At 33.2% G+C, this 12,462-nt stretch carries 8 protein-coding genes; 7 read left to right on the forward strand and 1 reads right to left on the reverse strand.

From position 1 onward, the window contains the following. Positions 1-305 precede the first annotated feature (305 nt). The 3 genes from CUL_RS0101050 (at position 306) to CUL_RS0101060 (ending at position 3,815) form a co-directional block, all read left to right on the forward strand. Positions 306-800, forward strand: a complete 495-nt coding sequence (locus CUL_RS0101050; protein ID WP_025640256.1) for a hypothetical protein — start codon at positions 306-308, stop codon at positions 798-800. Positions 801-921: 121 nt separating this feature from the next. After that, positions 922-2,010: an ethanolamine utilization protein EutH gene (eutH, locus tag CUL_RS0101055; RefSeq protein WP_025640257.1), complete on the forward strand. Its 1,089-nt coding sequence runs from the start codon at positions 922-924 to the stop codon at positions 2,008-2,010. 17 nt (positions 2,011-2,027) lie between these two features. Further along, the gene (locus CUL_RS0101060; protein ID WP_236616412.1) at positions 2,028-3,815 is read left to right on the forward strand and encodes an aminopeptidase P family protein; all 1,788 of its coding nucleotides are present in this window, start codon (positions 2,028-2,030) and stop codon (positions 3,813-3,815) included. Between the two features lie 194 nt (positions 3,816-4,009). Here CUL_RS0101060 and CUL_RS0101065 read toward each other — a convergent pair whose 3' ends face one another. Beyond that, a complete protein-coding gene (locus CUL_RS0101065) occupies positions 4,010-4,252 on the reverse strand; it encodes a hypothetical protein (protein WP_005588314.1) in 243 nt (80 codons plus the stop codon). 208 nt (positions 4,253-4,460) lie between these two features. On the opposite strand from CUL_RS0101065, the gene uvrC reads away from it, so the two are divergent. The 4 genes from uvrC to CUL_RS0101090 all read left to right on the forward strand — a co-directional run bounded on the left by uvrC (position 4,461) and on the right by CUL_RS0101090 (position 12,448). Next, on the forward strand, positions 4,461-6,329 hold the full coding sequence (gene uvrC, locus CUL_RS0101070; protein WP_005588316.1) for an excinuclease ABC subunit UvrC: 1,869 nt from the start codon (positions 4,461-4,463) through the stop codon (positions 6,327-6,329). A 1-nt stretch (position 6,330) separates the two neighbouring features. Next, on the forward strand, positions 6,331-7,266 hold the full coding sequence (gene hprK / locus CUL_RS0101075) for an HPr(Ser) kinase/phosphatase (protein ID WP_005588317.1): 936 nt from the start codon (positions 6,331-6,333) through the stop codon (positions 7,264-7,266). A 172-nt stretch (positions 7,267-7,438) separates the two neighbouring features. Beyond that, complete coding sequence (nifJ, locus tag CUL_RS0101080; protein ID WP_005588318.1) at positions 7,439-10,969, forward strand: pyruvate:ferredoxin (flavodoxin) oxidoreductase; 3,531 nt, start codon at positions 7,439-7,441, stop codon at positions 10,967-10,969. A 174-nt stretch (positions 10,970-11,143) separates the two neighbouring features. Further along, entirely contained in the window at positions 11,144-12,448 is a 1,305-nt protein-coding gene (locus CUL_RS0101090; protein WP_005588319.1) for an ABC transporter substrate-binding protein, read from the forward strand. The last annotated feature ends 14 nt before the right edge of the window (positions 12,449-12,462 follow it).

Below are 12,462 nucleotides of genomic sequence, written 5' to 3' on the forward strand. Positions count from 1 at the left end.
TCTCCTTAAAATTATGTAAAATTTAATATTATATCCATTAGATGAGGTACAACTTCCATGATGAGGTACTTTCATTACATCTGCCTTTACATCCCTTCCCAAAATGTATTACTCCTAAATCCTGTCTTTTTCCTTATGTTATTATTATAACATAATATGCCAAAAATCGACAATTTCAGTGTAAAGAATTTATATAATCAATAACTATTAGATATAATATATGATAAAATTTGTTATTTATTAACTAGGGAAGGGTAATTCCCTTCTTTCAGGGTAAATTAAAAATAGAAAGGAAGGATGTTTATATGGAAAACAAGACTAGTGAAGAATTAGTTTATATATATATGAACAAATCCAATCTAAGGAATATAGAAGAAAAGGAACTATTCTATCATTTAAGTATATTGGATTGGAACAAGATGTCGGAAGAATATGGAGAAGAATTTAACCGTAAAATATTAAAAAAGGTTCAATATACTAAGACAAAAGATTTAGAAAATATGTCCAATATAATATTACTTTTCAATAATCCCTATGGTAAATTTACAAAGGAATTTGGAGAGATAATCACTAAATTATATATTAAAGATAAAATTCAATTCATGAAGGCTTTAAATTTAGTAAAGGATGAAACCATAAATATAGTCTATGTATTTAGACTAGAAAAGACCTTTACCAACGACTATACGGAAGATGATCTAAAGGAAATACTTTATTCCAATGAATTATCGGAGGAAGAAAAGGAAACGGCTAAAATGTTCTTTACCATGTATAGAAATATATGTGTTAGCTGCTTATAATTAGAGTAAGACCATTATTCAATTGAAAATAATGGTCTTCTTTTATCCTCCTTTCTCTATTCCTATTTAGACAAATATATAATATAATAGAACCGATAAATAATATATTTAGAGGTGAGACATGAGCAATATCGTACTATTCATCATGGTTTTATTTTCTATTATAGGCGGTATAGATAGAATGTTAGATAATCGTAATGGATTAGGAGAAAGATTTGAAGAAGGGTTTAAAAACATGGGTTCTTTGGCAATTACCATGATAGGTATTGTCAGTTTATCTCCAGTTATTTCTCAATTAGCGATGCCAATATTATCCCCCTTATCTAAATTAACAGGGGCAGATCCTTCTGTATTTATTTCTAGCATATTGGCTACTGATATGGGAGGGTATTCAACAAGTGTAGAGATTGCAAAGAGTCAAAAAATGGCTGAATATATCGGTTTAATACTAGCATCTATGATGGGAGCCACTATTTCCTTTACAATACCCATATCCTTAAATTTAGTTTCTAAAGAGGATTTTCCTTTTTTTACAAAAGGAATACTAGCAGGGATTGTGACAATTCCAATGGGTATGGTGGTAGGTGGAATATTGATGAATATTCCAATGAGGGAAGTTTGGATAAATTTAATACCCGTAATTATATTATCCATATTAATTGCTATTGGATTATTTAAATTCCAAAAAATAACTATTAAAATATTTAATTTGCTAGGCAAAGGTATTATGGTTATCAGTTTCATAGGTCTATTATTTAGTATAATGGATTTTATATTGGGGATAAAGATAATTCCCCATATGGCACCCTTTGAAGAAGGAATAATAATAGTTGGAAAGATTGGAGTAATTCTTTCTGGGGTCTATCCGCTATTCTATATAATTCATGAAAAATTTAAAGATAAACTGAATAGAATATCGGGAAAAGCTGGTATTAACCAATTTGCTATATTAGGAATATTATCTTCCCTTGCTAACTGTGTACCCATGTTAGCAATTTATGATAAAATGGATGATAAAGGAAAGGTTATAAATGCAGCCTTTGCAGTTAGTGGAGCTTTCGTCTTTGGTGGACAACTAGGTTTTGTATCGGGTATTTCCCATAAGGCTGTCACGCCTTTTATCCTTGCAAAATTAGTTGCTGGATTATCTGGAGTTTTTCTTGCAGATATATTGATTAAGGTAGGACAAAGATATGAAGAAAAAATATAAAAATTTTAAAGGAGGTTATGGATTTGAAAGTAAATGAAAAAATTAATAGTTTAAGAAAAATAATGGAAGAAAAGGGAATCAAAGCTTATATAATTCCAACCTATGATCCACACCAATCGGAGTACTTGGCAGATCATTATAAGACTAGAGTCTGGATTTCTGGATTTACTGGTTCTGCAGGAACTGTAGTAGTAACCGAAGATGAGGCTATATTATGGACTGATGGAAGGTATTTTATCCAAGGGGAAAATGAATTAGCTGGCAGTGAAATCCAATTATTTAAAATGGGTATACCAGGTTTTCCAACCTATATGGAATGGTTAAGAGATAATTTGAATGATGGGGATACTATCGGGTTTAATGGTAAAATTTTTCCTCAATCGGATGTGAATAAATTAGAAAAGGAAATTAGGAAAAAGAAAATTAAATTTATAGATGAATTTGATTTAGTGGGAGAACTATGGGCTGATAGACCTTCAATGCCTAATAGTAAGGCCTTTGTCCATGACGTAAAATATACGGGAAAGACTGCTAAAGAAAAGATAGAGGAAGTAAGGAAGGAAATGGAGAAAAAAGGTGCTGATTACTTTCTAATTGGTAGCTTAGACGATATTGCTTGGGTCTATAATATAAGAGGTAGAGATGTAGCTTGTAATCCTGTAGTAATATCCTATGCCCTTATATCTAAGGATAAGGCTTGGCTGTTTGTGGATAAGGATAAGGTTGAAGATGATGTTGAATCTCATTTAAAAGAAAATGGTATAGAAGTTGATGAATATGATAAAGTTATCGATTATGTTAAAAACATAGAAAAGGGAAGTAAAGTATTCATTGACCCATCTAGGATCAATAGATGGCTTTATAAAGGGATACCTAAAGAATGTGAAATAATAGAGGGTGTTAATATAACAACCGAGTTAAAAGGTATAAAAAATAGTACTGAAATCGAGAACCAGAAGAATGCCTATATCAAAGATGGGGTGGCTTTAGTAAAATTCTTATACTGGTTGGATGAAAATCTAGGAAAGATTAAGATTACAGAAGTATCCGCAGCAGAAAAACTAGAAGAGTTTAGAAAGAAACAAGATGGATTTATTGAACCAAGCTTTGATACTATTGCTGCTTATAAGGAAAATGCAGCTATGATGCATTACAAGGCGGAAGAGGAAAAATCCAATTATGAATTGAAAAAGGAAAAGATGTTCCTAGTAGATTCTGGTGGGCAATATTATGATGGGACTACGGATATAACCAGAACTATTGTATTAGGAGATATTACTGAAGAGGAAAAGAGAGATTTTACCCTTACCCTAAAGGGACATATAAATTTAATCAATGCAAGATTTTTATATGGAGCCACTGGTTCTAGTTTAGATGTTTTAGCTCGTTATCCATTATGGCAGGAAGGAATAGATTATAAATGTGGCACTGGACATGGAGTTGGGTTTTTACTGAATGTTCATGAAGGACCTCATCGAATATCTACTATACCCGATAAGGTTAAGATGGAAAAAGGCATGGTGGTAACCATAGAACCTGGTGTATATAAAGCTGGGAAACATGGAATAAGAATTGAAAATGTGGCTGTAGTTGCGGAAGATATAGAGACGGATTCAGGCCAATTTATGAAATTTGAGACCATTTCCTATTGCCCAATAGATCTAGATGGAATAGATGTGGATATGTTAACTGAAGAAGAGAGAAAATGGTTAAATAACTATCATAAAGAAGTATATGAAAAAATTTCACCATATCTAAAAGATGATGAAAGAGAATGGCTTAAGAAGGAAACTCGAAGCGTTTAAATTGTTAGAGTATAGGGGAGGCATGGGCACAGTATTTAGAAATAAAAGGATTCAAGCTATTGTATATATTCACTGATTATCGTTAAGATTAATGGTAAAATAAATAGAAGAGGAAAATTATTGGAATATAATTATTAAGAGGGGAGATCAGGTGCAATGTTTGCACCTGATGGTGGGAGGATAAGAAAAAGCACCTAAACTGGTGCTTTTTCTTTTAAGCCAATTACTTCATAAAAATGTTCACTACTATATCTTATCATTCCATATCTTTGACCTTGCATTTCAGCTAAATACTTTAATTCTTTACCAGATGCCTCTATTGGATCATCATCGATTATATTCCGTTTTTTGTCCTTTAGCAAGCACAAGTAGATTTCCTCGTCTTTTAATTCTTGGATTTCTATGCCTAAAATTTTTAATTTTTTTGAGAAGAACATGTTTATCCCCCCTGTTCCCACTATTTTATTACGATAGAAACAAAATTATCCCCTTATTTATATATTACCATAGGGTTTGGAAATATAACATTTTATATGCAAAAAGTCAGACCATTCAACAAATTTTCTATTAAGTAATTGATTTATTATTTTAAAGGGGATTATGGTATTATAATATTAAGGTGATTTAAAATTGGAAGGTGATTTTATGTTTAATATAGATGAAGAATTAGGGAAATTACCAGATCAACCTGGGGTATATATAATGAAAGACTTAGATGGTGAAATAATCTATGTGGGAAAGGCTATTTCCTTAAGGAAAAGAGTTAGACAGTATTTCCAATCTTCTAGGAATAATCCACCTAAGGTTAATGCAATGGTTAGGCATATCCATGAGTTTGAATACATTATAGTAGATAATGAAGTGGAAGCCTTAATATTAGAGGCCAATTTAATTAAGAAACATAAGCCTAAATACAATATACTATTGAGGGACGATAAACAGTATCCCTATATTAAGGTTACAACCAATGAACCCTTTCCTAGAGTTCTAAAGACTAGAAGGGTTTTAAGGGACGGGTCTAAATACTTTGGTCCCTATCCAAGTGCTTATGCAGTGAATGATACTATAGATATAATTAGAAATCTCTACCCTATAAGGACTTGTAATAGGAATTTTGAAAAGCAGGGCAAAAAAACTAGACCTTGTCTCAACTATTATATAGGAAGATGCTTAGGACCATGTCAAGGAAATGTAAATAAAGAAAAGTATATGGAAATGATCGATGAAATAATAATGTTTTTAAGCGGCAAAGAAGATAAATTAATTGAAATAATTGAAAAGAAGATGAAAAAAGCCTCTGAAAATTTGGATTTTGAAAGTGCAGCTAAATATAGAGACCAAATAAATTCTTTAAACATTATTTTAGAGAAACAGAAGATGGTAAGCTCCAATATTATAGATCAAGATGTTATAGGAATGGCCCGAGGAATAGATGAAGTATGTATCCAAATCTTCTTTATTAGGGCAGGGAAAATAGTAGGCAGGGAACATTTCATATTATTGGATACGTTTAACGATGATAGAAAGGAAATTCTCAGCTCTTTTATAAAACAATTCTATTTAGGAACTGCTTATGTGCCTAAGGAAATATTTATAGAAGAAGAGATTGAGGATATAGAAGCTGTATCTAAATGGCTTACAGAAAAAAGGGGGAACAAGGTTACCTTACGTGTACCTAGAAGAGGAGAAAAATCTCAGCTTATGGATATGGTACGAAAAAATGCAATGGATATGCTAAACCAACATGGGGAAAAATTTTTAAGAAAACAGAAGGAAGAAGAAAATGCATTGGAACAGTTAAAATTTGTCTTAGGTTTAGATAGTTTTCCCAATAGAATAGAAGCCTATGATATATCTAATATATCAGGTGTCTTATCTGTAGGCTCTATGGTGGTATTTGAACAGGGAAGGCCTAAAAAAAGTGATTATAGAAGGTTTAAAATCCAGACCGTCACAACCCCTGATGATTATAAAAGTATGGAAGAAGTTATTAGGAGAAGGTTTAGAAGAGGATTAAGGGAAAAGGAGATTATAAAGGAAAATAAATTAGAACTTAAGGGTTTTTCCGCCTTTCCAGATCTTATAATGATAGATGGCGGAAAGGGACAGGTAAATATAGCTTTAAATGTATTGAAAGAATTGGGCTTAGATATACCAGTTTGTGGTTTGGTCAAAGATGAGGCCCATAGTACAAGAGGCATTATATACAATAACCAGGAGATAAATCTAGAGGAAAGGAGCCCTGGTTTTAGGTTAATATATAAGATACAAGAGGAAGCTCATAGATTTGCTATATCCTATCATAGAAGTTTAAGGAGCAAAAAGATGTTTAAATCCGAGTTAGACGATATAAAGGGTATTGGGGAAAAAAGGAAGAGAGAACTTCTAAAATATTTTCATACTATAGATAATATTAAGAAAGCATCCATAGAAGAACTGGCCCAAGTCAATAGTATGAACAGAAGGGTGGCTGAAGATTTGTATAATCATTTCAACAAAGGTGAGGTGCGATAATATGGATTATATAACATTAGATAGAATAGTAGACGACTTGAAATTGGAAATAGTCTATAAGGCTGATAATATAGAGGAAATAAAGATTACCGCCAGTGAAATCAATAGACCAGGTTTACAATTAGCAGGATACTTTGATAAGTTTGCCCATGATAGATTGCAGATAATTGGTAATGTAGAATGGCATTATTGTAATAGTTTATCTGAGGATGTACGCTATGGAAGGTTTGATGAAATATTTGCATATCCTATTCCTGCGATCATCATTTCTAGGGAGATGCCAGTATTTCCAGAAATGTTGAAACTAGCGATTCATTACAATAGGAGTATATTGAGAACTGAACTTTCTACAACTAAGTTTGTAAATTTATTGATTAATTATTTAGATTATGTTTTGGCTCCAGAAACAACAGTACATGGCGTTTTAGTAGAAGTTTATGGTATGGGGATACTCATTATGGGAGAAAGTGGAGTAGGAAAAAGCGAAACGGCCTTAGAATTAATTAAGCGAGGACACCGTCTGGTAGCGGATGATGTAGTAGAGATTAAAAAGGTAGAGGAAGGACTAAGAGGTGAAGCTCCCGATTTAATTCGACATTTTATGGAGATAAGAGGAATAGGAATATTGGATATAGAAAGGTTATATGGTGTTGGGGCTATTAAAAGTAACGAATTTATTGATCTAATTATAGAGCTTGAATTTTGGGATAAATCTAAAGAATATGATAGGGTTGGATTGGATGAAGATTCTGTAGAATTACTAGGTGTTCAGGTACCCAAATTACTTATACCGGTAAGGCCAGGTAGGAATTTAGCTATGATTGTGGAAGTTGCTGCAAGAAACACTCGACAGAAGAAGTTAGGCTATAATGCAGCCGTGGAGTTAAACAACAAGATAAAGAAACAAGCAAGAGTAAGAAAAGGCAAAAACCTATAGTAATTGGTTGACTTTATTATTGATGTTTAATATACTTAATTTGTAGATAAAATTGTCGCCAATAGTTTTTTCAACCAACCTAAAAACCTATTATTTAGGAGTTTTAGGGTAAAGATAGTAAAACTTTGTTTAAAATTAAACAAACTCTATTAACATATAAGGGGGTCTATTAATGGCAAAAGTTATGAAAACCATGGATGGTAACACTGCTGCAGCTCATGTAGCCTATGCCTTTACTGATGTTGCAGCTATATATCCAATTACGCCATCATCTAATATGGCTGAATTGGTTGACGAGTGGTCCGCCCATGGTAGAAAAAATATTTTTGGTCAAAACGTATTAGTGACAGAAATGCAATCGGAGGCAGGGGCTGCTGGTGCAGTTCATGGTTCTTTATCAGCGGGAGCATTAACTACCACTTTTACTGCTTCACAAGGGTTGTTACTTATGATACCTAATATGTATAAAATGGCAGGTGAACTACTTCCAGCTGTATTCCATGTATCTGCTAGAGCTATAGCAGGCCATGCCTTAAGTATATTTGGTGATCATCAAGACGTAATGGCTGCAAGACAAACTGGATTTGCTTTGCTTGCTTCAGGTAGTGTACAGGAAGTAATGGATTTAGCAGGAGTAGCCCATTTAGCTGCTATAAAAGGTAGAGTACCTTTTGTACATTTCTTTGATGGGTTCAGAACAAGTCACGAAATTCAAAAGATTGAAGTAATGGACTACGAAGAATTAAAGAAATTAGTTGATTATGATGCTTTAAATGAGTTTAGGAATAGATCTTTAAATCCAGAGCGACCATATACAAAAGGAACTGCTCAAAATCCGGATATTTATTTCCAAGCAATGGAAGCTTCAAATCCATATTACGAGAATATTATTGAAGTTGTAAACGATTATATGAAGGAAATAAATAAAATAACCGGTAGAGATTATAAACCTTTCAATTACTATGGACACCCAGAAGCTGAAAGAATAATTGTTGCTATGGGTTCAGTAACTGAAACTATAGAAGAAACCATTGATTACCTAATGGACAAAGGTGAAAAAGTAGGAGTTATTAAGGTTCACCTATATAGACCATTTTCTTCAAAATATTTCTTTGATGTATTACCAAAATCCGTTAAGAAAATTGCTGTTCTTGATAGAACAAAAGAGAAAGGTGCTATTGCCGAACCGTTACATTTAGATATTAAGAGTGTGTTCTACGAGTCAGATTTACAGCCAGTAATCGTTGGCGGAAGGTATGGATTAGGATCCAAGGATACTACTCCACCTCAAATAAAAGTCGTATTTGACAATTTAAAAGAAGATAAACCAAAAGATAGATTTACTATAGGTATTGTAGATGATGTTACTCATACATCTTTAGAAATAAAAGATAAAATAAATACTGAACCAAAAGGAACTATTAGGTGTAAGTTCTGGGGATTCGGTTCTGATGGTACTGTAGGAGCTAACAAGAGTGCCATTAAGATAATCGGTGATGATACCGATATGTATGCTCAAGGATATTTTGCATACGATAGTAAAAAATCTGGCGGTGTAACCATATCTCACTTAAGATTCGGTCACGAACCAATAAAGTCTACTTATCTAATAGATGAAGCGGATTTTATCTCTTGTTCAAAACAATCTTATGTACACCAATATGATTTACTAAGTGGATTGAAAGATGGAGGAAAATTCCTTCTAAATTGCAACTGGGGTAAAGACGAAGTTGGGGAATATTTACCTGGTGAAATGAAGAGATATTTAGCAAATCATAATATAGATTTCTATATTATAGATGCAACAAAGATAGCTAATGAAATAGGCCTTGGTGGAAGGACTAATATGATAATGCAATCTGCATTCTTTAAACTTGCTGAAGTTCTGCCAATAGATGATGCTATAAAACACCTGAAGGATTCCATTGAAAAGACCTATGGAAGAAAAGGTGAAAAAATTGTTAAGATGAACTTTGAAGCGGTAGATAGAGGAATCGATGCGTTGGTTAAAGTTGACATACCTGAATCTTGGAAAGATGCAAAAGACGAACCGAAAGAAGATGAAAAGGAAGTACCAGAATTCATAAGAGATGTAGTAATCCCAATGAATAGGCAAGAAGGCGATAAGCTTCCTGTAAGTACTTTTGTTGACAGAGAAGATGGAGTATTCCCACATGGAACAGCAGCCTATGAAAAACGTGGTATTGCTGTAGAAGTACCAGAATGGATAATGGAAAATTGTATCCAATGTAATCAATGTTCTTATGTATGTCCTCATGCAGTAATAAGACCTTTCTTATTAGATGAGGAAGAAAAGACAAATGCACCAGAAACCTTTGAAACTAAGAAAGCTATAGGCAAAGGATTAGAAGGCTTAGAATTCCGCATACAAATTTCTCCATTAGATTGTACAGGATGTGGAAATTGTGCTGATGTTTGTCCGGCTAAGGAAAAAGCATTGATTATGAAGCCTTTTGAAGAGCATTATGAAGTAGAATCAAAGAATTGGGATTATGCAATAGATAAGGTAGAACCTAAGGAAGATTTGTTGCCAGCAATAAACGTTAAAAACAGCCAATTTAAACAACCATTGCTGCAATTCTCGGGAGCCTGTGCCGGTTGTGGAGAAACACCATATGCTAAGCTTGTAACTCAACTATTTGGTGATAGAATGATATTAGCTAATGCTACAGGTTGTTCATCCATTTGGGGAGCATCTGCACCATCAACTCCATACTGTGCAAATAAGGAAGGTAAAGGACCTGCTTGGGCAAATTCCTTATTTGAAGATAATGCAGAATATGGATATGGTATGGCAGTGGCAGTTAAGAAGATAAGAGAAAAACTAGAAATGTTAATGAAAGAATTCGTAGAATTAAATATAGATGAAGAATTAAATGGAGTATTTAACCAATGGTTAGAAGGAAAAGATGATCCAAAGGCATCTAAAGCTGCATCAGGAGCTATAATACCAAAATTGGATAAGGAATTATCTAATGAAAGAGGAAATGAAATCCTTAAAGAAATTAAAGAATTAAAAGACTATCTAATCAAAAAATCCATATGGATTTTTGGTGGAGATGGTTGGGCTTATGATATAGGATTTGGCGGACTAGACCATGTATTAGCTTCAGGCGAAAATGTAAATGTACTTGTATTCGATACGGAAGTCTATTCTAACACTGGAGGTCAATCATCAAAGGCTACACCAACAGCGGCAGTGGCTAAGTTTGCAGCCTCTGGTAAGAAGGTTAGAAAGAAAGACTTAGGTATGATCGCAGCTTCCTATGGCTATGTATACGTAGCACAAGTAGCTATGGGAGCCAATATGAATCATTTGATGAGGGTATTACAAGAAGCAGAATCCTATGATGGACCATCCTTAATAATTGCCTATGCGCCATGTATTAACCATGGTATAACAACAGGAATGGGAACAAGTATTGCACAGGAAAAGAAAGCAGTAGAAACTGGATACTGGCACCTATATAGATTCGACCCAAGATTAAAAGAAGAAGGTAAGAATCCATTTGTATTAGACTCAAAAGAGCCAACTAAGCCATTTATGGATTTCTTGAATTCAGAAGTAAGGTATACATCCTTACGTCGAACCTTCCCAGATATAGCTGAAGAGTTATTTGCGGCAGCGGAGGAAGACGCAAAGGAAAGATATGAAAAATATAAAAGAATGGCAGAAGACTAGAAATATAAAAGGTAGGGACTTAGGTCCTTACCTTTTATTGGACAGCATGGACGGTTCTCGCTGTCCCATATATGAATTATTGGATAGGCAGGGATTAACCCTGCTTTTTTAGTATTATAAACCTTACATAATGGTCACTTTCTATGAATAATTATATTGTAGGAGGTGGCCGTTTTGCGCAAAATTATTTCTTTTATTTTACTTGGTTTTATATTAATTTGGACTTATAATCTATTTATAAATAACTTTATTGTATTGGAAGAGGTAGAAGAAGAACCTTATAAGGGTATAATAGAAATATGGGATATACCTTGGGCTATTAAAGGGAATAATTATGGATGGTTACAGGAGAGAATTAGAAACTTTGAAAGGCGAAATCCAGGGGTATATATAGAGCTTACCCAAATTGATGAAGATAGTTTAAACTCTAAGATTAAGAATAATAATACCTTGGAAGATATGCCAGATATAATTCCTGTAAATTCAAGTTTTTTTAATTCTAATATATTGGAGCCTTTAGATGAATATTTTAGTAAAGAAGAATTAGAACGGTTTAAACATCATATTTTAAAGTCTACAACGTGCAATGACAGTCTTGTGGCAATTCCCATTGGCATAGGCACCAATATTATGTATATTAATTTAGATAAATTCCATGAAAGAGGTATTTCTCCTCCTCTAAATGGCAATTGGACTTATGAGGAGTTTGTAAATATTTTAAATCAACTTACCTATGATTCAGATGAGGATGGTATAATAGATGAATATGGTTTTATTGCAAGTATTGGAGCTAAGGATTATAATATTTGGGGAATCATTTTATCTGACGGTGGAGAGCTAATCAATCCTAAAAGGGTGGAATATAATTTTTATGGCGAAAAGGCTATTAAAGGATTAGAAAAGGTCATTAATCTAAAAGATAAATATAAGGTGGTACCAGATTATTTTGGAATTATTAGTGAGAAAGATGCTTGGGAAATGTTTTACAAGGATCAGAAAGCTGCCATTACTATTAGCGGAGCTTGGGCATCAAATTTTTTGGAACAGTTATATAGTAGTGGTGAAGGATTTAATTTTGATATAGTCAATTATCCAATGGGATATAAGGATTTGCCAGTGGCTCTTAGTAATGATATAGTTTCATATGGGATTGTAAAGAAAGGAGATCCTAAAAAGACCAAAATCTGCGTTAAGTTTTTAAAATATTTGACTAATGAATCTAACCAAAAATCATTAGAAAAAATTGGGCTGTTTACAGTGAAACGTGGAATAAAGGATATGTATACGGAGAATATTAGGATGAAGAAGATTGAGGAAAGTCTTCCATACACAGAATATATACCTTTTGTAGATAATTGGACAGAAATAGATGCAATAGTACAAGAAGAAATAAGGAAAGCTATTCTAGGAGAAAAAGCTTCCTATGAAGCCATTGAAGATGCTAAAATAGAAATAGATAAATTAAAGAATCAAAATTGAAATATAGGAGTGGT

This window comes from [Clostridium] ultunense DSM 10521 (assembly GCF_000511955.1).
GTDB classification, from domain to species: domain Bacteria; phylum Bacillota; class Clostridia; order Tissierellales; family Tepidimicrobiaceae; genus Schnuerera; species Schnuerera ultunensis.